Below are 20,410 nucleotides of genomic sequence, written 5' to 3' on the forward strand. Positions count from 1 at the left end.
CCCCGCCCACGCCTGCAGCCAGTGACCGACCGGTCGTCCTCCCTTCATCTTTCATCGGCTAAATCAAAGCGGGGTTTGCCCGGTGTGGCGCTGCCCCCTAGAATGCCCCGATGCGCGATGATCTCTCCCTTCTGCTGAACTCCCTCAACGATGCCCAACGCCAGGCCGTAGCTGCCTCCGTGGGTCGTCAGTTGGTCCTGGCCGGTGCTGGTTCCGGTAAAACCCGAGTGCTGGTGCACCGTATCGCCTGGTTGATCCAGGTCGAAAACGCCTCGCCCCACTCGATCCTGTCGGTGACTTTCACCAACAAGGCCGCTGCCGAGATGCGTCATCGCATCGAGCAGTTGATGGGTATCAACCCGGCCGGCATGTGGGTCGGCACCTTCCACGGCCTGGCGCACCGCTTGCTGCGGGCGCACTGGCAGGAAGCCGGGCTGAGCCAGACTTTCCAGATTCTCGACAGCGACGACCAGCAGCGGCTGGTCAAGCGGGTGATCCGCGAGCTGGGCCTGGATGAGCAACGGTGGCCGGTCCGTCAGGCCCAGTGGTTCATCAACGGGCAGAAAGACGAAGGCCTGCGTCCGCAACACATTCAAGCCAGTGGCGACCTGTTCCTGGCGACCATGCGCAGCATTTATGAAGCCTACGAGGCCGCGTGCCTGCGCGCCGGCGTTATCGACTTCTCCGAACTGCTGTTGCGTGCCCTCGACCTGTGGCGCGATAACCGGGTTTGCTGGCGCATTATCAAAAGCGCTTCCGGCACATTCTGGTGGACGAGTTCCAGGACACCAACGCCGTGCAGTACGCCTGGTTGCGGCTGCTGGCCAAGGGCGGCGACAGCCTGATGGTGGTCGGCGACGACGACCAGTCGATCTACGGCTGGCGCGGGGCGAAAATCGAGAACATCTATCAGTACTCCGACGACTTCCCGGATGCTGAAACCATTCGTCTGGAGCAGAACTACCGTTCCACCGCCGGCATCCTCAAGGCTGCCAACGCCCTGATCGCCAACAACACCGGGCGCATGGGAAAAGAGCTGTGGACCGATGGCGGCGAAGGCGAAGCGATCAACCTGTATGCCGCATTCAACGAACACGATGAAGCACGCTACGTGGTGGAAACCATCGAAAGCGCGCTGAAAACCGGCTTGGCTCGCAGCGATATCGCGATTTTGTACCGCTCCAACGCCCAATCGCGCGTGTTGGAAGAAGCCTTGCTGCGCGAGCGCATTCCGTACCGCATCTATGGCGGTCAGCGCTTCTTCGAACGGGCGGAAATCAAAAACGCCATGGCCTACCTGCGTTTGCTGGAAGGTCGTGGCAACGATGCAGCGCTGGAGCGGGTGATCAACGTACCGGCCCGCGGCATTGGCGAAAAAACTGTCGAAGCGATTCGCGACCACGCGCGTCATAGCGATGTGTCGATGTGGGAAGCCATGCGTTTGCTGGTTGCCAACAAAGGCCTGACCGGTCGTGCTGCGGGCGCCTTGGGTGGATTTATCGAGCTGATCGAGAACCTCGCCGCCAAGTGCATGGACATGCCACTGCACCTGATGACCCAGACGGTCATCGAGCAGTCCGGGCTGATCGCTTATCACGAAGCGGAAAAAGGCGAGAAGGGCCAGGCCCGGGTAGAAAACCTTGAGGAACTGGTCAGCGCTGCGCGCAATTTCGAGAACGCCGAAGAAGAAGACGAGGACCTGACGCCTCTAGCGGCGTTCCTCGGCCACGCGTCCCTGGAAGCCGGCGACACTCAGGCCGACGAGCACGAAGACAGCATTCAACTGATGACCCTGCACAGCGCCAAAGGCCTTGAGTTCCCTTACGTGTTCCTGGTGGGCATGGAAGAAGGTCTGTTCCCGCACAAGATGAGCCTGGAAGAACCCGGCCGTCTTGAAGAGGAACGCCGCCTGGCCTACGTCGGCATCACTCGGGCCATGCAGAACCTGGTCATGACCTACGCTGAAACGCGACGCCTGTACGGCAGCGAGACCTACAACAAGGTCTCGCGTTTCGTACGTGAAGTGCCAAAAGGCCTGATTCAGGAAGTGCGGCTGTCCAACAGCGTCAGCCGTCCGTTCGGCGGTGGCCAGCAGCAGAGTTCCAGCAGTTTGTTTGGCGGCAGCGAAATCCCGGACACCGGCTTCAGCCTCGGCCAGGCCGTTCGGCATTCGGTGTTTGGCGACGGCGTGATCCTGAACTTCGAAGGCGCCGGGGCCCAGGCTCGGGTGCAGGTGAATTTTGGCGAAGGCAGCAAGTGGCTGATGCTTGGCTATGCCAAGCTGGAAGCCATATAAGGCTAAAAAGATCGCAGGCTTCGCCAGCTCCTACGGGGTTCGCATATACCTGTAGGAGCTGCCGAAGGCTGCGATCTTTTCCAAGGCCACCTCTCTTCTCTTGAAGGACGACAATGCTCATGGGCTCAGGCTTCTTTTCTTCCTGGACATTCTGGGCCCTGTTGTCAGCGGCATTCGCCGCCATGACGGCGATTTTCGCGAAGATCGGCATCGAAAACGTCAACTCCGACTTCGCCACCCTCCTGCGCACCATTGTGGTGTTGGTCAGCCTGGCCTTGATTTTGTACGCCACGGGCCAATATCAGTCATTAGGATCGATCTCTGCCAAGAGTTACCTGTTCCTGCTGCTATCGGGACTGGCAACCGGTGCCTCATGGATTTGCTACTTCCGCGCGCTGAAACTCGGCCCGGCCTCGCTGGTCGCTCCGGTGGACAAGCTCAGCGTGGTACTGGTGGCCGTCCTCGGCGTGATCCTGCTGGACGAGAAGCTCGACCTGCGCCAATGGGGCGGTATCGGTCTGATCACAGCCGGAGTGGTCATGCTGGCGTTGCGACGCTGAGCAAACTTCCGGCAGAACCTATCCACTTTTCCTACAGACAAAAGTACATGGCCTTCTTGCCCCGACTTAGCTGAACGCAACCTGTCAGGCAAAAGCCCGAAACACTCTGCCGCTAGCCAGTGTCACTTCAGCTGTGCAACATGGCGCGCGTGCCATCCACAAATGGGAATTCCCTTTATGAAACGTTTTCTTAGCATCGCCATGGCGCTGTGCATCGGCCTGACGATGAGCCTCGACGCCAACGCCAAGCGCTTTGGTGGCGGCAAAAGCGTCGGCGCTGCGCCGACCCACCAAACCAGCCAAATGGCCCCTTCTTCCGCCGCGGGCGGCGCTGCGGCGACCGCTGGTGCTGCCGGTGCCGCGGGCGCTGCGGCCAAGGCCGGCGGTGCTTCGCGCTGGCTCGGTCCTCTGGCCGGTATCGCTGCCGGTGGCCTGCTGGCCTCCATGTTCATGGGTGGCGGCTTCCAGGGCATGCAAATCTTCGACATCCTGATCATGGCGGTCATCGCCTTCCTGATCTTCCGCTTCATCGCCGCCCGTCGCCGCAAGCAACAGGAGCACCTGGCTCCGGCTGGCGCGCCGATGCAGCGTGAAGTGTTCGAGAACCAGCCTGCCGGCGGTTCGATCTTCGGCGGTTCGGCTGCACCTGCTGCCGCTCGTCCGGTGATCAATGCTCCGGCCTGGTTCAATGAACAGAGCTTCATCGAAGCAGCCCGCAACCACTTCCAGTCCCTTCAGCAGCACTGGGACGCCAATGAAATGGACAAGATTGCCGAGTTCGTGACCCCGCAAATGCTGGAGTTCCTCAAGCGCGAGCGTGCCGATCTGGGCGAAAGCTTCCAGTCCACCTACATTGATAACCTCCAGGTACAACTGGACGGCGTGGATGATCGGGCGGACAAGACTATCGCCACCCTGACCTTCAGTGGTGTGTCGAAGACTTCGCGTTTCGACCAGGGCGAAGTGTTCAGCGAAAGCTGGAACATGGAACGTCCGCAGGGCGAAAACCAGCCTTGGCTGGTCGCCGGTATCCGCCAGAACGGCTGAACCGACGCGCGTTAAACCTGTCGCAATATTGGCGCAATCAAAACCCCGGCCTCGGCCGGGGTTTTCTATTTCGCGGTTGCATCTATAGCGAGCTACTGTATAAACCGCCCCAACTAAACCGCGCCATCAAGCAAGAGGATCCCGGACGTGGAAGAAATCATCGAACAACTGCGTGAAGCCAACGAACCGGTACCGGTCCCCTTGGAGTTGCCCGACGAAGATCAGATCGTGGAAATCGAAGAACAACTGTTCATCGACATTCCGTTTGTCTTCAGAGAATTTTTGCTGACCGTCAGTGATGTGGTCTACGGTAGCCTGGAGCCGGTGACTGTCACCGACCCGCAATCCCACACCTACCTGCCGGACGTTGCCGCCAACGCCTGGGACGCTGGCGTTGATCGCAGCATGATCCCGATCTGCCAGGACGGTGACGACTACTACCTGGTTGAAGAAGACGGCACCGTGGTGCTGTGGCAGGCCGAAGAAGAGCTGATCGCCGAAGAAACCTGGGAATCGGTGTGGCACTGGGCGCGGGACGTCTGGCTGGAAAGCTGATCGAGCCTGACCTCTACCCGTAGCAGCTGCCGAAGGCTGCTACAGGGCAACGTTAATGCCCGGACGGGTCCTTGTGGTTGTCCAGGGTTTCCAGCAATGCCACCTGCATGCGTGTGTGCACCCGGATGAACCAGCGCCAGAGCAGCGCCGCCACGGCGGCCGCGACGACGGCGATCAGTACCAGCAACTTGTTGGTCGGCAGAATACTGGCCGACAAGGCTGCCAGCAGCAGGAAAATCACCAGCAGCGAGAGGATCGGGATCACTTCGGCGATCACCCGACGTACTCGCTGCGTGTGGCGGCCCGCCATCTCTGGCTTCACACCCATTTCTGCCAATAGCATCGACAGTGCCTTGAGCTTGCGATAGGCCGCGATCAGGAACGGCAGCGACAACAGCAACGCCCCACCCCAGATCAACGCTTTCTGCCAACTCGGGTCACTGATCCAGCCTTGCAGGTAGGCCGACATGCGCTCGGCGAAAAACGCGCCCGAGAAGAAAATCGCGATCACCAGCGCCAAATTTACGCCTACCTGCAACAGAATCCGCCGAATCATCGACGCCAGCAGCGCGCCCTCGCCGTGTGGCTGAATGCTGCGCAGCCATTCGCCATACATCCCCAGCACGCGGCTCAGGCGCCGCGGCATGACCGCCGCCAGCTTGATCGACAGTGGGTCGGCCGCGCGGATCAGGTATGGCGTCAACAGCGTGGTCAGGACCGAGACCGCCACGGCCACCGGATAAAGGAAGTTGCTGGTGACCTGCAAGGTCATGCCCAGCGCGGCGATGATGAAGGAAAATTCGCCAATCTGCGAAAGCCCCATCCCGACCCGCAGTGAAGTGCGTCCGTCATTACCGGCGATAAAGGCGCCGAGGCCACAGGACAACATCTTGCCCAGCACCACCGCCACGGTGATTACCGCAATTGGCCAGGCGTATTGCAGCAGGATCATAGGGTCGAGCATAAGCCCGATGGCGACGAAGAAGATCGCGCTGAACAGATCACGAACCGGCTCGATCAGTCGCTCAATCTTCAACAACTGCCGGGACTCGGCCATGATCGCGCCAATCAGGAAGGCCCCGAGGACCATGCTGTATTCAAGCTTGACCACCAGTAGGCAAAAGCCGAAACACAGGCCCAGCACGGTGATCAGCAGCATTTCATTGCTTTCGAATTTGGCCACGTAGGCCAACAGCCGCGGCACCAACAAGATGCCGATGACCAGTGCAACGATCATGAACAGCGAGAGCTTGCCGACGGTCGAGAACACTTCGCCGGAACTGACCGTACCGCTGACTGCGATACTCGACAGCAAGGCGATGATGCCGATGCCGAGGATGTCTTCGACAATCAGCACACCGAAGATCAACTGGGCGAAGCGCTCGTTCTTCATCTTCAAGTCGTTGAGGGCCTTGACGATGATGGTGGTCGAGGAAATCGCCAGGATCGCCCCCAGGAACAGCGAATCCATGGTATTCCAGTCAAACCAGCGACCGATTTCGTAGCCGATCCAGATCATCAGCACGATTTCCAGGAACGCCGCGATAAACGCCGTGGCTCCGACCTTGAACAGCTTGCGCAGGCTGAACTCCAGGCCCAGGCAAAACATCAGGAAAATCACCCCCAGCTCGGCGAGGGTCTTGATGGTTTGTTCATCGTGGATCAGGCCGAACGGCGGCGTGTGCGGGCCGATAATGAAACCGGCGACGATATAACCGAGAACCACCGGTTGTTTGAAACGATGAAAGAGCACGGTCACCACGCCCGCGACCAACATGATCACTGCCAAATCCTGAATGAAGCTGATGGCATGCATGGTATGGCGCTCCTTGAGTGTTAGTGCTCAAACGACAGACGCAGGAAAGGTCTGTTGAACCAGAGTAAAAATCTGCTTATGGCGTAGGAATTGCCTTTGGGATGGGCTTTTGAAGGGTAACACCGCGACTTCCGGCAGAAAGGCGGTGCAATATATGGAAACAGATCGATCAAGGCGTGACGGCAGCCCCCTGCCTGGCGTCCCGATACTGTTGGTTTTGAAAAGCCGACCATGCACCCGCAGAGGTGCGCTCCCGAAAACCTGCCTTGACCCGTGAGAACGCTATGGAACCCGGAAACGCCCAACTGTCGATGACGGTATTGATGACCCCCGACATGGCCAACTTCTCTGGCAATGTCCACGGCGGCACCCTGCTCAAATACCTCGACGAAGTGGCCTACGCCTGCGCCAGCCGTTATGCCGGCCGCTACGTGGTGACCCTGTCGGTGGATCAGGTGATTTTCCGCGAGCCGATCCATGTCGGCGAGTTGGTGACATTCCTGGCATCGGTCAACTACACCGGCAACACCTCGATGGAGGTGGGCATCAAGGTGGTGACCGAGAACATCCGCGAACGCTCGGTGCGCCACACCAATAGCTGTTTCTTTACCATGGTCGCGGTGGATGACCAGCGCAAACCGGCCGTCGTCCCGCCGCTGCAACCGCAGAACAGCGAAGACAAGCGCCGCTTCATGCAGGCCCAGCAGCGCCGACAGATTCGCCAGGAGCTGGAAAAGCGTTATCAGGAAATCAAGGGCGACGCTTAAAGCAAAAGATCGCAGCCTGCGGCAGCTCCTACGGAGTACGCATTGCCCTGTAGGAGCTGCCGCAGGCTGCGATCTTTTCCGCCGCGCTTGCGTTACAAACTGATCGGCGTCGCCTCAAACCGCACTCGCGGATGGGCGATCCGGTCCTGCGCCCGTACCAGCTCCAGCTCATAGCTGGCGCACGCCTGAGTTTCCAGCAGCACCTCATGCACCGCTGCTGCGGTGAACTCGAACGCCGCCACCAGGCTGTCGCCCAGCAGCACGCGAGCCAGGAACAGCCCGGACGTCAGGTCGCCCACGCCCACCGGCTGCCGCGGGAACGCCAACAATGGCCGACGCAGGTGCCAACTCCCTTCAGCCGTCACCAGCAGCATCTCGAAAACCTCCTCCGGTTTGCCGGGATAGTCCAGATGCTTGACCAGCACAGCCTTCGGCCCACGCGCCAACAGCGCCCTGGCCATGGCCAGGCAATCGAACAACGACTGCGGCTTGCGCCCCGAGAAGCTGTCCAGCTCCAGCTGATTCGGGCACATGAAGTCGGCTACGGCCGCCGCTTCCTCCAGCAGGAAGTCACTGACCTCGACCGGCACGCTGCAGCCCTTCTCCGGGTGCCCCATCACCGGATCGCACAGATACAGCGCCTTGGGGTTGATCGACTTGATCCGCGCCACGCCCGTAAGGATCGCCCGGCCCTGAGCCGCACTGCCGAGGTAGCCCGACAAAACGGCATCGCAGTTGCCCAGCTCACCAATCGCCGCGATGCCTTCCACCAGTTCGGGAATCTGATGCGGCGGCAGTATTTCACCCGCCCACTGCCCGTATTGCGTGTGGTTGGAGAACTGCACGGTATTGAGCGGCCAGACATTCACCCCGACCCGCTGCATCGGGAAAACCGCGGCGCTGTTGCCAGCATGGCCGAACACCACGTGGGACTGGATGGCGAGCAGATGGGGCGTACGTTTCATGCGGTGAGTTTTCCGTAAAACGAATGAAATTCGAGCCGCGCAGTATGCGACTAAACACAGCCTGTACGACAGACCAGCGACGCAGTTAAGCTGGCACTATCTTGTTGGAGCACCCTGTTGATGCTGACCCTCGGAAATATCTTCGTGCTGATGCTGCTCGCCACCGGCGGCGCCTGGCTGTGGCACAACCACGGCTTGCGCGAACGTGCGCTGGAGCGGGTCAAACAGCATTGCGCCAAACTCCAGATCGAACTGCTGGACGGCAACGTGGCGTTGAGAAAATCGGTTTTATCAAAGATGCGAACGGACGTCGACGCTTGGCGCGTGTGTATAACTTTGAATTCACCGTAACCGGCGAGACCCGTCATAACGGGACCATTACCCAATTCGGCGCCCACAGCGCGCAGATCGAACTGGCGCCCTACCCGATGCCGTTTGACGACACCCCGGCGGTGGTTGATGTGGTGAGGCCTCGCGCGGAAGTCATTGAGCTGAGCCAATGGCGGCAGGAACACACGAAGTGGCGGCCATAGATCAAAAGATCGCCGCCTTCGGCAGCTCCTACATTTGAAAAGCGATCCCCTGTAGGAGCTGCCGAAGGCGGCGATCTTTAGATCTTCAACCCATCCGACAGTCGGCCAAACTTCTTTGCAGCGATTCAACATCTTGAGGCTCACTGAAGATCAGCTCAATCCGCGAATCCTGACGCCATTCGCTCGGCTGCCAATCCAGCACCGAGTTATCCACCGCATTCGCTGAAACCCAACCATCGACGCTGTGGATAACCAGCTTCGCCCGCCGCCAGGCAAGGCTTTCAAGCCAGTTGCCAACAAGTGCGGCATCGAATGTCTGGCTTGGATGCCAACGCCAGCCAATGCTCCAGCCACCCTCCTGCACCTGACTCAAGCAAATCGGCAGCGCGGCATCGCTCCAGATAGCCGGCATTTGCGCCAATCCCTTGGGGACGATGAAGTTATCCACACCTGCGAAAGCCCGACTCCCAAGCCCCGGTAACTCGCTCAACGGCATGACCGCTTGCTGCGTCCAGAACATCGGACGATCCGGCAACTGCGCCACAATCCGCTGACGATCATCCTCTTCAAGGCCTTCTGACTTGTTCAGCAGCAACAAACCCGCGCTGTTCAACGCCTCCTGTTGCGCCGCCGGCAGCGGTTTCCCGGCGGCGAGCGCCTGGGCGTCAAGCACCAGAACACACGGCTGGACCACCAGCACGCCTTGCCAAGGCGACTCGCTCAATTGCCGGAGCAACTGAGCTGGATGCCCCAACCCCGAGGGTTCGATAAACAACCGATCCGGCCGCGCCTTGCGCAACAACCGGCCGAGGCCGATCTGAAACGGCGCGCCATTCACGCAACACAAACAACCCCCGGCCACTTCACCCAGTGCGATACCATCGGCGTCCTGGGTCAGCAGCGCGGCGTCGAGGCCGATCTGGCCGAACTCATTGATCAGCACCGCCCAGCGCTCGTTCGCCGGGCGCTGCGCCAGCAGGTGCTTGATCAGGCTGGTCTTGCCGGCGCCCAAGGGACCGGCAATGACGTGAGTGGGGATGTTCTGCAACATGGTCGAAGTTTTCTGAGGAGGTAAGGGATGCGGTTGATGGGATTGTCGTTGTTGCTGGCGCTGATATCGGGCGAGGTGTTGGCCCAGGCGTGCGTGGTACATAGCACGGCGGAACGGCTCGACGTGAAAGTCTGCCAACAGAACCGCAACATCCCGGAAAAACTCTTCGCCGATGGTTTTTGCCAGCCGAACCTTCCCGGGCAAAAAGTCGACGTGCAGTACGTCGCCCAATGTCCCAGCGGCGCCTTCGGCGTGTGCAGCAATGCCCAAGTCGCCAATATGCCCTACCGCCAGGATATTCACTATTACGGCGTGGCCACCGATGCGGCGTATTTGAAGCCGTTTTGCGAGGCACAGAGCCAGGGAAACTGGCTAAAACCCTGAGCCACTAGCTCAGCCAGTCGAGCGTCAGGATTAACCGGCGCTCACCCAACGCCAGTTGTGGCGAGCGGTGGATCAGGCCGAAGCCTTCATTACCATGCCACTTCTCCCCTTTGAACAGCGCCACGTCACCACTGCTGACTTGCTGGATCGACGACTGGGGTTCTGCCTCGGGTTTGCCCAGTTTCCGGCGATCCATCGCCCCTTCTTTCAGCCATTGGCTGCCAATGCCTGCATACGTGGTGATCAGCCGTACCGGCACATGGTCAACGTGAAAGCGTGGGCACATGGCAGTGTCCAGCACGCGCAAACGCAGGCCGATGCGCCTGGCGCCGAGCAAACAGGCAAAAGCGCTGACCAGCCAGGAGACGTCGGCAATGAAGCCTTCGTAGCCTTCAAGATCGCGGAAGCTTGAGGCCAGTCCGTTGAGGTTGGGCTCGGCGTCTTCGTTAGCGATTTCCAGGGACAGCGACTCCGCCAGCGGTTCGTTCAGGGACAGAAGTAAACTGGCGAAATCCGCGATGTGTAACGGGAGTTGGCGCTGCCAGACGGCGAGATTGGCGTCGTCGTGGAGAATGTTGGCCAGGACTTTTGGGGTTGTTCCGTGATGCTGACGTATTGGCCGTACGGACGCCTTCGCGAGCAGGCTCGCTCCCACAGGGTTGAGTACGAGCATCAGGCAGCCTCTTCGTGCCAGGGGCCGAATGGGTCCGCCAACTGGCGCCAGCCTTCAATGCCTTGGGCCATTTCATCGTCGGTGAGCAGGCAGCTATCGAGTTCGCCAGTGAGTTGCGCGAAGTCGATGTTCTGGCCAATGAACACCAGTTCCTGACGGCAATCGCCAGTGGTCGCAGTCCAGTTCTCCATGATCCCGGCGGTACTTTCTTCGTCCTGCGGCCATTGGGTTTTTGGCACAAAACGCCACCAGCGTCCGGCGAAACCGTGGCGCATCAAGCCACCGGCCTGGGACCAACTCCCGGCGTCCATGTGCTTGCTGGCCAGCCAGAAAAAGCCTTTGGAGCGCAGCAGCTTGCCATTCACCCAAGGGCGGTCGATAAAGCTGAAAAACCGTTGTGGGTGGAACGGACGACGCGCGCGATAGGCCGTCGAAGCGATGCCGTACTCTTCAGTTTCCGGCACGTGTTCGCCGCGCAACTCCTGCAACCAGCCCGGAGCCTGGGCGGCTTTTTCGAAGTCAAAGCGTCCGGTATTGAGGATTGTGTTCAAAGGGATTTCTCCCATGACCATCGGGATGATTTGCGCTTGGGAGTTGAGCCGTTCAAGGATCGCAATCAATTCCTGGCGCGCGCTGCTGCTGATCAAATCGATCTTGCTGATCACAATCACGTCGGCGAATTCGATCTGCTCGATCAGCAGGTCGGTGATCGAGCGCTCATCCTCCTCGCCCAGGGTTTCGCCACGGGACGCCAGGCTCTCGGCAGCCTGGTAATCGAGCAGGAAGTTCATGCCGTCGACCACGGTGACCATGGTGTCGAGCCGGGCGATGTCGGCCAGGCTTTGGCCTTCTTCGTCGCGGAAGGTAAAGGTTTCCGCCACCGGCAGTGGTTCGGAAATGCCGGTAGATTCGATCAACAGGTAATCAAAACGACCGTCCTTGGCGAGCTTGCTGACTTCTTCCAGCAAATCTTCGCGCAAGGTGCAGCAGATGCAGCCGTTGCTCATTTCCACGAGTTTCTCTTCGGCACGGTTCAGGCTGACGTCGCGCTGAACTTCGCTGCCATCGATGTTGATCTCGCTCATATCGTTGACGATCACGGCGACCCGCAGGTTTTCGCGGTTACGTAGTACGTAATTAAGCAACGTACTCTTGCCGGCGCCGAGAAAGCCCGACAGGACGGTCACGGGGAGACGATTGGGCATCAGGTATTCCTCACAGGATGTGGCCGGTCAAATCGCCCGTTGATGGCGTTCGCGCAGCTCTTCACGTTCTTTGGCTTCGATACACAGGGTGGCGGTGGGCCGCAGCAGCAAGCGCTTGAGGCCGATCGGCTCGCCGGTTTCGCGACACCAGCCGTATTCACCGCGGGCCAGGTGTTCGAGGGCTTCGTCAATCTTGTCCAGGAGCTTCTTTTCCCGCTCCAGCAGGCGCAGTTGCCATTGGCGCCGTTCTTCGGTGCTGCCGACGTCGGCGGGATCGCTGCCAGGTTCCTGTTCGCGCAACATGTCGAACTCTCCGGCAATGCGCGCTTGCAGCTCGCAGCGTTGAGCAAGCAACAAGTCACGGAAGAAACCTTGCTGGGCGTCGTTCATGTAATCGGCGGCGGGTTGGGCCAGGAGGTCTTGTTCAGTCATGGGAGGATCACAAGGGCGGGGCGTATTTCAATGTTATAGTATAACAACACAAATAAACCACTCCCCTCTTGTTCGCCACGACAAAGGGCACGATGCTTGAGCCCGTTCGGTCCTTGAGAAATGCCATGGGAAACGCCCTGAAGTGTGCGCTGCTGAGTCTTTCGCTATTGATCACCGTCGAGGCCCGGGGACAAATCCCGAGCCTGGCCACGTGCACCCGCAGCGCCAATCTGCTCGCGTGTGTCGACCATGACGGCAACGCATACAGCGTCAACACTGTCGGCAGCACGATCTATCTGCGCGGTTTTGAAGTGACTGGCAAACGCTATTGGGCGCAGACCAGCAGTCGCTACGGACAACTGACGTTTTTTACCGGCCTCGCCTCCGATGGCGAAGCCTGGGTCGGCTACACCCGCCGTGTGGGCTGGACCACCATCAACCGGTTTTCCAGCTCCGGCGGCAGCAGCGGCAAATTCACCTGTAGCCGGATTACCGGCTGCTAGACCTGGGCTTTTTTCTGCTCCTGCTGCCAGGCGACATAGCTGTTGAGCGGCGGATTCTTCTGGAAATAGCGCTGTAGGCCTTCGAACAAACCGTCAGCCACGGCCTGCTGATGCCGCGCGGTGACCAGCCGCTGACTGTCGCGGGCGTTGGAGATGAAGCCGGTTTCCACCAGGATCGACGGCACGTCCGGCGACTTCAGTACCGCGAATCCGGCCTGTTCCACGCGCTTCTGATGCAGGGTGGTGATGCCCGCCAGGCTGCCGAGCACGGTGCTGCCCAGCTGCAAACTGGCGGCAATGGTCGCGTTCATCGACATGTCGAGAATCACCCCGGCGAGCATCGGGTCCTTGTCCTTGAGATTGAGCAGGCTGGTGGCGCCCAACAGGTCCGCGCCGTTCTCGCGCTGCGCCATAAATCTTGCCGTGGCCGAGGTCGCGCCACCTTCAGACAGGCAATACACCGACGCGCCGGACGCTGTGAGTCGTGGCGCGGCATCGGCATGCACCGAGATGAACATGTCGGCGTTGTGCTTGCGGGCAATCTCCACGCGTTTGCGCAGCGGGACGAAGAAGTCATCGTTGCGCACCAGTTTCACGTCGTAGCCCTTCTCGCGTTTCAATCGCTTGGCCAACAACTGTGCAATCGACAGCACCACGTCTTTTTCCCGCTCACCTTTGGCGCCGACCGCGCCTGGGTCTTTGCCACCGTGGCCGGGGTCGACCACCACGATGATGTCGCGCTTGGGGTGAGCCTTGTCGATGATCGGCTTACGCATCGGCGCAGCTGCAATCTGTAATGGCGCAGCGGTTTTAAGGTCGAGCACCAATCGATGGCCCTGCCCGTCCTGGGGCGGCAGCAGAAAACTGTTGAGCTGCACCGTCCCGCTGAGATCGAGGACGATTCGTGTATCACCCTGACCGTAGTGACCGGAACGAATGGAACGGATCACCGTGTTGTTCAGCGCCAACTGACTGAAATCACCGCTGAGGTTGGCGCCACTCAAATCGATGATCAGCCGCTCGGGGGCGCTCAGGGAAAAAGTCTTGTACTGCACCGGTCCGCTCAGATCGAACACCAATCGCAGCTTGTCATCCGAACGCCAGAGCCGCGCGTTGCGAATCTGCGTGGCCGAAACACTAAAGGGCAACGCGAAGGCCGCGCTGGCCAGAATCAAGTTGAGCAAGTGACGTCTGTGCATGGTGAAAGCCCGCTCGCGAAAAAGGCATCGTCGATTTAGATGTAATAATATAACATGCCAAATCAACTCCCACGATGGACCTGCTCATGAATGCGCTGACTCTGCCGGATATCGCCGCGCAGGCCTCACGCCAAGCCCTGCCACTGGAGTGGGTGGGCATGTGCGGCATTGCTCTTCCTGTTTTATTTGATGGCCAACAGCTGAGCGCAAAGGCTGATGCCGGTGTGAGTCTCGACGATGGTGAGGCGCGCGGCATTCATATGTCGCGACTCTATCTCGCGTTGGAAATGCTTGAACAGGAAAGCCTGACGCCGGAGTTACTGCGCAGAGTTTTGCAGCGCTTTCTCGACAGTCATGAAGGATTGTCCTCAAACGCTTACCTGAAAATTCACACCGATTTATTGCTCAAAAGACCGGCACTAATCAGTCCTTTGGCCGGCTGGAAAACCTATCCAGCGAGCATCGAAGCGCGATTGAAAAACGATATGTTCCACGTGGAACTAAAAATAGACGTTCCTTATTCCTCTACGTGTCCGTGTTCAGCAGCGTTGTCGCGCCAACTCATCCAACAGCAATTCCTTGATGATTTCGCCAATGCACCACTGCAACACGCCGATGTCATGGCCTGGCTCGGCTCCACAAAAGGCATCGTCGCAACACCGCACAGCCAACGCAGCACCGCGCATTTGCAGCTGCACCTGGACGACTATCTCGATGACTTTCCATTAATCGCCGTCATCAACGACGCCGAAGCCGCCCTCGGCACCGCCGTGCAAACCGCCGTGAAACGTGCCGACGAACAAGCCTTCGCCTTGGCCAATGGTCAAAACCTGATGTTCTGCGAAGACGCCGCGCGACGCTTGAACCTGGCCCTGAAACGCTCCCCTGGCATCAATGGATTCCACGTCCGAGTCGTACACGCCGAAAGCCTCCACGCCCACGACGCCGTTGCCGAAAGTCGCTGGAACTGGGAGGCAGCCGCATGATCCGCTGCCAATCCCTACGCTGGGGCGCTCCCGGCCAACCACTCACACCCGCCGTAGATTTCGAACTGCCCGAGGGTAGCCTGACCGCCGTAATCGGCGCCAACGGCTCGGGTAAAAGCAGCTTGCTGAAAGTCATCGCCGGACTGCAAAAACCACTGGCCGGCAAAACCGTGCTGGATGTTCCACGCAAGGGCGGCCTCTCGTTCCTGCCCCAGCAACAACACCTGGACCGGCAATTCCCCATCAGTTTGCAAGAGTTGGTGGCCGCCGGTTTCTGGGGCAGCAAGCAATCGCCAGACGTGCGCAGCCAACGCCTGAAAAACACCCTTGAAGATTGGTGTTTGACAGGCCTGGAGAATCGCCCGCTGATGGCACTCTCCGGCGGCGAGTTGCAGCGCGCCCTGCTCGCCCGATTGAGCCTGGCTCAAGCCCCCTTGCTACTGCTCGACGAACCGCACGCCGCCCTCGATGAACTCGGCCAGGAACTGCTCTGGAAACACATCCACACGTGGCACGCCAACGGTCGAACCCTGGTCGTCGTGTGCCACGACCTGGCCGCAGTTCGCCAACACATCCCGCAAACCCTGCTGATCAAAAACACCGGCTGCACGCTCGGACCGAGCACCGACCTGATTCGCCAACAACCCCAAACGCAGGTGGCCTGATGATCGCGGCCGCACACCTTTGGCAACCGTTCCAAGAGTTCGTGTTCATGCGCCGGGCTTTACTCGGCGGTCTGGTTTTGGCGTGCAGTACTGCGCCACTTGGGGTGTTTCTGATTCTGCGCCGCATGAGCCTGATCGGCGATGCGGTCGCTCACGGCATCTTGCCCGGCGCCGCGCTGGGCTTCTGGTTCGCCGGCCTGAGTCTTCCAGCGCTGACCATTGGCGGCCTCGGCGCCGGTCTGAGCATGGCCGGGCTCGCGGCGTGGATCACCCGCCGTACCGGCCTGCGCGAAGACGCCAGCCTCGCCGCGATCTACCCGATCTCCCTGGCCAGCGGTGTACTGATCCTCGGCATCGCCGGAAAACGTCTGGACCTCTTGCACCTGCTGTTCGGCTCGGCATTGGCAGTCGATGGGCCGACATTGACCGGCATGCTCTGGGTCTCCGGCTTCAGCCTGATCGCCATGGCCCTGATCTATAAACCGCTGTTGCTGGACACCCTTGATCCGCTGTTCCTGCAAACCGTCAGCCGTCTCGGGCCACTCGCCCACGGGGTGTTTTTGACCCTGGTGGTGCTGAACCTGGTGATCGGATTCCAGGCCATCGGCGCGCTGATGGTGGTCGGTTTGATGATGTTGCCGGCCGCCGCTTCACGCTTCTGGAGCCGCCGTTTGCCGGCGCTCATAGCAATCGCCGCCGTGCTCGGCTGCCTCTCGGTGTGGTTCGGTTTGCTGCTGTCGTTCTATTACTCGCTGCCTAGCGGCCCGGCCATTGTGCTGGTGGCTGGTGGTTTGTATCTGCTGTCCGTGGTGTTCGGTCCGGTGCACGGCTTGCTGCGCCGCCCGCCTTTGCTCACATCCCAATGAGGTGTTTCCCGATGCGCGCTTTACTCGTGCTGTTCAGTTTGATGCTGTCGATGTCGCTGTCTGCAGCTGAAAAACTGCAGGTGGTCACCAGTTTCAGCATCCTTGCCGACATGACCCATCAGGTCGGCGGAGATCATATCCAGATCACCAACATGGTCGGCCCGGACGCCGATGCCCACACCTACGAGCCGACCCCGGACGATGCCAAGGCCTTGCTCAAAGCCAGGCTCATCATCAAGAACGGCCTTGGTTTCGAGCCGTGGCTGGATCGCCTGGTGACCAGCACCGAAACCAAAGCACCGGTGATCAGCGCCAGCCACGGTGTAATTCCTCGCTCGCTGGATGAAGACGGCGAAACCATTCCCGACCCACACGCCTGGCACAACCTGGCAAACACCGAGTTGTATATCGCCAACATCACCAAGGCACTGATTGCCGCCGACCCGGCGAACAAAGCCGACTACCAGCGCAACAGCCAGGCTTACCTGAAACAGATCTACGCCCTGCTCGCCGAAGCCAAAGCCAAGCTCGGTTCGCTGCCCCCAGGTAACCGCAAGATCGTCACCTCCCACGACGCGTTCGGTTATCTCGGTCAGGCCTACGGCATCGACTTCATGGCCCCTCAAGGCCTGTCCACCGAGCGCGAACCTTCCGCTGCGGAAGTGGCGGCACTGATCACCCAGATTCGCCAGGCCAAGGTCAAAGCGGTGTTCATGGAAAACATCAAGGACGCTCGCTTGCTGAAGCAAATCGCCGATGAAAGCGGCGCACATATCGGTGGCACGTTGTACTCCGATGCACTCGCGGCAAGCGGACCGGCCAGCACTTTCGCCGGGCTCTTCGAATACAACCTCAACACGCTGTACGACGCGTTGAGCAAGCCATGATCCGAAAGAATCCCTCAGGTGATCTGCCAGTGATTGCGCAGACCGCGTACGTGGATAAAACCGCGATTATCTGCGGCAAAGTGGTGATCGGCGAGAACGTCTTCGTTGGTCCCTACGCGGTGATTCGCGCCGACGAAGTCGATGCCTCGGGCGAAATGGAGCCGATCACCATCGGCGCCAACTCGAACATCCAGGACGGCGTGGTGATCCATTCCAAGTCCGGCGCAGCGGTGACCATCGGCGAGTTCAGCTCAATCGCCCACCGCTCCATCGTTCATGGCCCGTGCACCGTCGGCAACCGGGTGTTCATCGGTTTCAACAGCGTGTTGTTCAACTGCGTAGTCGGGAATGGCTGCGTGGTGCGGCACAACTCGGTAGTCGACGGCCGGGACTTGCCCGATGCCTTCTACGTGCCGTCCACTACGCGTATCGGCCCCGGCACCGACCTGTCGCAGTTCCCGCCGGTGAGCGTCAGTGCCTCGGAGTTTTCCGAAGACGTGGCGCGCACCAACGTCGATCTGGTGCGCGGCTACAAAGCACTGCAGAACGAGTTCTGACCATGAACAGCGTGCTGATTCGCAATGCCCGGTTGGTGAACGAAGGTCGCGCGTTTGACGGCGACCTGTTGGTGAGCCATGGCCGCATCGTCAAGATCGCCAGCAGCATCGAAGGCGAAACGGCGAGCGTGGAAATCGATGCGCAAGGTCAATGGCTGCTGCCGGGGATGATCGACGACCAGGTGCACTTTCGTGATCCTGGGGCGCCGGACAAGGGTAGCTTTTACACCGAATCCAGGGCCGCCGTGGCCGGTGGCATCACCAGCTTCATGGACATGCCGAACACCCATCCGGCCACCCTTACCGTCGAAGCACTCGCCGATAAAAAGCGCCGTGCAGCACTCAATTCGGTGGCCAACTACGGCTTTCATTTCGGTGTGAGCAACGACAACCTCGACACCGTTGCCGCACTCAATCCTTGCGAAGTCGCCGGGGTGAAAGTGTTCATGGGCGCATCCACCGGCCACATGCTGGTGGACGATCCGCGGATTCTTGAGCGGTTGTTCGCCGAGGTGCCGACAATCCTACTGGCCCATTGCGAACACACACCGAGTATCGACGCCAATGCCGCGACGCTGCGAGCGCAGTACGGCGAAGACATTTCTGCCGAAGCCCACCCACTGATCCGCAATGCCGAAGCCTGCTTTCGTTCCTCCTCAATGGCCGTGGACCTGGCCAGGCGTCATGGCACTCGGCTGCATGTTTTGCACCTGACCACTGCACGCGAACTGGCGTTGTTCGAAGACAAGCCACTGGCGCAGAAACGCATCACTGGCGAAGTCTGTCTGCATCATTTGCTGTTCGATGACCGCGACTACCCGCGTCTGGGCAACCTGATCAAGTGCAACCCGGCGATCAAATCCCAGGCCGACCGCGACGCATTGCGCCAAGCCCTGCTGAGCAACCGACTGGATGTCATCGGCAGCGATCATGCGCCCCATACATGGGCCGAAAAGCAGCGGACTTACAGCCTGGCGCCGTCAGGCCTGCCACTGGTGCAACACGCCCTGCCCGCGCTGTTGGAATTGGTCGCTGATGAAGTGCTGCCTATCGCCACCCTCGTGGCCAAGATCAGTCACCGGGTCGCCGATCTGTTTGCCATTCCCGACCGTGGTTACCTGCGCGAAGGCTATTGGGCGGATCTGGTGCTGATCAAACCCGAGCCCGACGGCGTCGACGTGTCACAACAACCGATCCTTTCTCAATGCGGCTGGACGCCCTTCGCCCACCACCGTTTTCGCCACAGCGTCAGCACTACCTTGGTGTCGGGGCAAATCGCCTGGCACGCCAATCGTCTACATGACAGCTGTCAGGGACTACCCCTGCGCTTCATGCGCTAACGCCACTGCCGAGAACACCCACCATGATCCACATCACCCTGCCCGACGGCTCATTGCGTGAATACGATCAGCCACTGTCCGTGTTCGAAGTGGCGGCGAGTATCGGGCTCGCGCTGGCCAACGCAGCGGTGGCCGGTCGGGTGGATGGCGTGTTGGTGGATTGCGGATACATGATTAGCGGCGATGCCCGCGTCAGCATTGTCACGCCTCGGGAACCTGATGGGCTGGAGATCGTTCGCCGCTCCTGTGCACTGGTGCTGGCGATGGCCGTCAAACAACTCCATCCAAATGTCCTGCTGCTGACGGGCTCGGCATTGGGCGACGGGTTCTTCTATGAGTTTGCGATGGAGCGGACGTTATCGTTGGACGACCTGCCAGAGATAGAAATGCGGATGCGCATACTCGCGGCGACCAACCATTCCATCCGCAGGCAGTTGTCATCAACCGAAAGACTGTCGGTGTATCGCCTGGGAGACGCCGAATACCTGTCCCGAGGTCCCCACGTTCCAGCCACCAAAGTGCTGCAAGCCTTCGCCCTTGATCATGTTGGCGGCAACTCGCCGCAACGGATTTACGGGACCTGCTGGTCCAGCCAACAGGAGCTGGACCATTGGCGAGCGCCCCCTCACGTGATGGTGGTGAACATCGATGAACGCCAGATCGGTTACACCCAATCGGTGACCGAGCAATTGCGCCGCAGTGGGGTGCGCGCTCATGCGGATCTGCGCAACGAAAAGATCGGCTACAAGATTCGCCTGCACAGTGAGCGGAACGTGCCGTATCTGTTGGTCGTCGGTGAGAAGGAAAAGGACGGTGGGTTTGTCAGTGTGCGCAGTGGCAGCGGGGAAGATTTTGGGCGAATGCGGATTGATGAGGTGTGTGGGTTTTTACACCCGAAAGATTGTGGGGTTTGACCTGACGCCATCGCGGGCAAGCCTTGCTCCTATGGGTATCACCGCCCGTAGGAGCAAAGCTTGCTCGCGATTGCTTTAAGCTCTCGGCTTCACAGTCCACAATAGAACGAAAGCTCGCATGTGCGCAAGCGCGCGCGTGGCGGCAATGATGATGATGGCGTTGCGTTGCAATCCGATGGTGCGGCTTGGAAGGACGCGGCGCTGGCGCC

Annotated in this window: 20 protein-coding genes and 2 pseudogenes; 15 read left to right on the forward strand and 7 right to left on the reverse strand. The window is 59.9% G+C overall.

Features of this window, described 5'->3' with window-relative positions; genetic code table 11:
- Positions 1 to 110: 110 nt before the first annotated feature.
- The 4 genes and pseudogenes from uvrD to JFV26_RS06005 all read left to right on the forward strand — a co-directional run bounded on the left by uvrD (position 111) and on the right by JFV26_RS06005 (position 4,458).
- Positions 111 to 2,296, forward strand: a pseudogene (uvrD, locus tag JFV26_RS05990) (DNA helicase II).
- Positions 2,297 to 2,415: 119 nt separating this feature from the next.
- On the forward strand, positions 2,416 to 2,856 hold the full coding sequence (locus JFV26_RS05995) for an EamA family transporter (protein WP_201190686.1): 441 nt from the start codon (positions 2,416 to 2,418) through the stop codon (positions 2,854 to 2,856).
- 177 nt (positions 2,857 to 3,033) lie between these two features.
- Complete coding sequence (locus tag JFV26_RS06000; protein ID WP_201190624.1) at positions 3,034 to 3,903, forward strand: Tim44 domain-containing protein; 870 nt, start codon at positions 3,034 to 3,036, stop codon at positions 3,901 to 3,903.
- Positions 3,904 to 4,050: 147 nt separating this feature from the next.
- Complete coding sequence (locus JFV26_RS06005) at positions 4,051 to 4,458, forward strand: SMI1/KNR4 family protein (protein WP_007943369.1); 408 nt, start codon at positions 4,051 to 4,053, stop codon at positions 4,456 to 4,458.
- A gap of 52 nt (positions 4,459 to 4,510) precedes the next feature.
- Here JFV26_RS06005 and JFV26_RS06010 read toward each other — a convergent pair whose 3' ends face one another.
- Positions 4,511 to 6,274, reverse strand: a complete 1,764-nt coding sequence (locus JFV26_RS06010) for a cation:proton antiporter (protein WP_201190626.1) — start codon at positions 6,272 to 6,274, stop codon at positions 4,511 to 4,513.
- 284 nt (positions 6,275 to 6,558) lie between these two features.
- On the opposite strand from JFV26_RS06010, the gene JFV26_RS06015 reads away from it, so the two are divergent.
- Positions 6,559 to 7,041 (forward strand): acyl-CoA thioesterase, encoded by a 483-nt coding sequence (locus JFV26_RS06015; protein WP_034149366.1) that lies wholly within the window; start codon positions 6,559 to 6,561, stop codon positions 7,039 to 7,041.
- A 92-nt stretch (positions 7,042 to 7,133) separates the two neighbouring features.
- Here JFV26_RS06015 and pdxY read toward each other — a convergent pair whose 3' ends face one another.
- Positions 7,134 to 8,006 carry a pyridoxal kinase PdxY gene (gene pdxY, locus JFV26_RS06020; RefSeq protein ID WP_201190628.1) on the reverse strand — a complete coding sequence of 291 codons (873 nt, stop codon included), beginning with the start codon at positions 8,004 to 8,006 and terminating at the stop codon, positions 7,134 to 7,136.
- A 120-nt stretch (positions 8,007 to 8,126) separates the two neighbouring features.
- Between pdxY and JFV26_RS06025 the strand changes: the two are divergent.
- Positions 8,127 to 8,539, forward strand: a pseudogene (locus JFV26_RS06025) (DUF3301 domain-containing protein).
- Positions 8,540 to 8,624: 85 nt separating this feature from the next.
- Here JFV26_RS06025 and JFV26_RS06030 read toward each other — a convergent pair.
- On the reverse strand, positions 8,625 to 9,590 hold the full coding sequence (locus JFV26_RS06030) for a CobW family GTP-binding protein (RefSeq protein WP_201190630.1): 966 nt from the start codon (positions 9,588 to 9,590) through the stop codon (positions 8,625 to 8,627).
- A gap of 27 nt (positions 9,591 to 9,617) precedes the next feature.
- Between JFV26_RS06030 and JFV26_RS06035 the strand changes: the two genes are divergently transcribed.
- Positions 9,618 to 9,974, forward strand: coding sequence for an NADH:ubiquinone oxidoreductase (locus JFV26_RS06035; RefSeq protein ID WP_201190632.1), 357 nt, complete (start codon positions 9,618 to 9,620; stop codon positions 9,972 to 9,974).
- A 4-nt stretch (positions 9,975 to 9,978) separates the two neighbouring features.
- On the opposite strand, the gene JFV26_RS06040 is transcribed toward JFV26_RS06035, so the two are convergent.
- Genes JFV26_RS06040 through dksA form a run of 3 tightly spaced genes read right to left on the reverse strand, consistent with a single transcriptional unit; the run spans position 9,979 to position 12,284 of the window.
- Complete coding sequence (locus JFV26_RS06040) at positions 9,979 to 10,647, reverse strand: DUF1826 domain-containing protein (RefSeq protein WP_201190634.1); 669 nt, start codon at positions 10,645 to 10,647, stop codon at positions 9,979 to 9,981.
- On the reverse strand, positions 10,647 to 11,852 hold the full coding sequence (zigA, locus tag JFV26_RS06045) for a zinc metallochaperone GTPase ZigA (protein ID WP_201190635.1): 1,206 nt from the start codon (positions 11,850 to 11,852) through the stop codon (positions 10,647 to 10,649). The genes JFV26_RS06040 and zigA overlap by 1 nt, the downstream gene beginning before the upstream one ends.
- Before the next feature lie 27 nt (positions 11,853 to 11,879).
- Positions 11,880 to 12,284 carry an RNA polymerase-binding protein DksA gene (gene dksA / locus JFV26_RS06050; protein ID WP_201190637.1) on the reverse strand — a complete coding sequence of 135 codons (405 nt, stop codon included), beginning with the start codon at positions 12,282 to 12,284 and terminating at the stop codon, positions 11,880 to 11,882.
- A 125-nt stretch (positions 12,285 to 12,409) separates the two neighbouring features.
- Between dksA and JFV26_RS06055 the strand changes: the two genes are divergently transcribed.
- Entirely contained in the window at positions 12,410 to 12,787 is a 378-nt protein-coding gene (locus tag JFV26_RS06055) for a glutamine synthetase (RefSeq protein ID WP_201190639.1), read from the forward strand.
- Here the strand turns inward: JFV26_RS06055 and JFV26_RS06060 are convergent.
- A complete protein-coding gene (locus JFV26_RS06060) occupies positions 12,784 to 13,986 on the reverse strand; it encodes an N-acetylmuramoyl-L-alanine amidase (RefSeq protein WP_201190642.1) in 1,203 nt (400 codons plus the stop codon). The two genes, JFV26_RS06055 and JFV26_RS06060, sit on opposite strands and share 4 nt — an antisense overlap.
- Positions 13,987 to 14,072: 86 nt before the next feature.
- Here JFV26_RS06060 and folE2 point away from each other — a divergent pair, with 86 nt between their 5' ends.
- The 7 genes from folE2 to JFV26_RS06095 are packed head-to-tail and all read left to right on the forward strand — an operon-like array spanning position 14,073 to position 20,201.
- Complete coding sequence (gene folE2 / locus JFV26_RS06065) at positions 14,073 to 14,972, forward strand: GTP cyclohydrolase FolE2 (RefSeq protein WP_201190644.1); 900 nt, start codon at positions 14,073 to 14,075, stop codon at positions 14,970 to 14,972.
- The gene (locus JFV26_RS06070) at positions 14,969 to 15,637 is read left to right on the forward strand and encodes a metal ABC transporter ATP-binding protein (protein WP_201190646.1); all 669 of its coding nucleotides are present in this window, start codon (positions 14,969 to 14,971) and stop codon (positions 15,635 to 15,637) included. The genes folE2 and JFV26_RS06070 overlap by 4 nt, the downstream gene beginning before the upstream one ends.
- Positions 15,637 to 16,503, forward strand: coding sequence for a metal ABC transporter permease (locus JFV26_RS06075; RefSeq protein WP_201190648.1), 867 nt, complete (start codon positions 15,637 to 15,639; stop codon positions 16,501 to 16,503). The genes JFV26_RS06070 and JFV26_RS06075 overlap by 1 nt, the downstream gene beginning before the upstream one ends.
- Before the next feature lie 11 nt (positions 16,504 to 16,514).
- Positions 16,515 to 17,390, forward strand: coding sequence for a metal ABC transporter substrate-binding protein (locus JFV26_RS06080; RefSeq protein ID WP_201190650.1), 876 nt, complete (start codon positions 16,515 to 16,517; stop codon positions 17,388 to 17,390).
- Entirely contained in the window at positions 17,387 to 17,947 is a 561-nt protein-coding gene (locus JFV26_RS06085) for a gamma carbonic anhydrase family protein (protein WP_201190651.1), read from the forward strand. Before JFV26_RS06080 ends, JFV26_RS06085 begins: the two co-directional genes overlap by 4 nt.
- 2 nt (positions 17,948 to 17,949) lie before the next feature.
- Entirely contained in the window at positions 17,950 to 19,287 is a 1,338-nt protein-coding gene (locus tag JFV26_RS06090) for a dihydroorotase (RefSeq protein ID WP_201190653.1), read from the forward strand.
- Between the two features lie 23 nt (positions 19,288 to 19,310).
- Positions 19,311 to 20,201, forward strand: a complete 891-nt coding sequence (locus JFV26_RS06095; protein ID WP_201190655.1) for a His/Gly/Thr/Pro-type tRNA ligase C-terminal domain-containing protein — start codon at positions 19,311 to 19,313, stop codon at positions 20,199 to 20,201.
- Positions 20,202 to 20,410: the final 209 nt, after the last annotated feature.

Source organism: Pseudomonas sp. TH31 (assembly GCF_016650815.1).
Taxonomy (GTDB): Bacteria; Pseudomonadota; Gammaproteobacteria; order Pseudomonadales; family Pseudomonadaceae; genus Aquipseudomonas.

Excerpts from the sequence above, each read along its gene's own strand:
- JFV26_RS06015 (WP_034149366.1), top strand. The coding sequence starts at position 6,559 with ATGGAACCCGGAAACGCCCAACTGTCGATGACGGTATTGATGACCCCC.
- JFV26_RS06060 (WP_201190642.1), bottom strand. The coding sequence starts at position 13,986 with ATGCACAGACGTCACTTGCTCAACTTGATTCTGGCCAGCGCGGCCTTC.
- dksA (WP_201190637.1), bottom strand. The coding sequence starts at position 12,284 with ATGACTGAACAAGACCTCCTGGCCCAACCCGCCGCCGATTACATGAAC.
- pdxY (WP_201190628.1), bottom strand. The coding sequence starts at position 8,006 with ATGAAACGTACGCCCCATCTGCTCGCCATCCAGTCCCACGTGGTGTTC.
- JFV26_RS06095 (WP_201190655.1), top strand. The coding sequence starts at position 19,311 with ATGATCCACATCACCCTGCCCGACGGCTCATTGCGTGAATACGATCAG.
- JFV26_RS06030 (WP_201190630.1), bottom strand. The coding sequence starts at position 9,590 with ATGTTGCAGAACATCCCCACTCACGTCATTGCCGGTCCCTTGGGCGCC.
- JFV26_RS05995 (WP_201190686.1), top strand. The coding sequence starts at position 2,416 with ATGGGCTCAGGCTTCTTTTCTTCCTGGACATTCTGGGCCCTGTTGTCA.
- JFV26_RS06080 (WP_201190650.1), top strand. The coding sequence starts at position 16,515 with ATGCGCGCTTTACTCGTGCTGTTCAGTTTGATGCTGTCGATGTCGCTG.
- JFV26_RS06035 (WP_201190632.1), top strand. The coding sequence starts at position 9,618 with ATGCGGTTGATGGGATTGTCGTTGTTGCTGGCGCTGATATCGGGCGAG.
- JFV26_RS06010 (WP_201190626.1), bottom strand. The coding sequence starts at position 6,274 with ATGCATGCCATCAGCTTCATTCAGGATTTGGCAGTGATCATGTTGGTC.
- folE2 (WP_201190644.1), top strand. The coding sequence starts at position 14,073 with ATGAATGCGCTGACTCTGCCGGATATCGCCGCGCAGGCCTCACGCCAA.
- zigA (WP_201190635.1), bottom strand. The coding sequence starts at position 11,852 with ATGCCCAATCGTCTCCCCGTGACCGTCCTGTCGGGCTTTCTCGGCGCC.
- JFV26_RS06075 (WP_201190648.1), top strand. The coding sequence starts at position 15,637 with ATGATCGCGGCCGCACACCTTTGGCAACCGTTCCAAGAGTTCGTGTTC.
- JFV26_RS06070 (WP_201190646.1), top strand. The coding sequence starts at position 14,969 with ATGATCCGCTGCCAATCCCTACGCTGGGGCGCTCCCGGCCAACCACTC.
- JFV26_RS06040 (WP_201190634.1), bottom strand. The coding sequence starts at position 10,647 with ATGCTCGTACTCAACCCTGTGGGAGCGAGCCTGCTCGCGAAGGCGTCC.
- JFV26_RS06000 (WP_201190624.1), top strand. The coding sequence starts at position 3,034 with ATGAAACGTTTTCTTAGCATCGCCATGGCGCTGTGCATCGGCCTGACG.
- JFV26_RS06085 (WP_201190651.1), top strand. The coding sequence starts at position 17,387 with ATGATCCGAAAGAATCCCTCAGGTGATCTGCCAGTGATTGCGCAGACC.
- JFV26_RS06055 (WP_201190639.1), top strand. The coding sequence starts at position 12,410 with ATGGGAAACGCCCTGAAGTGTGCGCTGCTGAGTCTTTCGCTATTGATC.
- JFV26_RS06090 (WP_201190653.1), top strand. The coding sequence starts at position 17,950 with ATGAACAGCGTGCTGATTCGCAATGCCCGGTTGGTGAACGAAGGTCGC.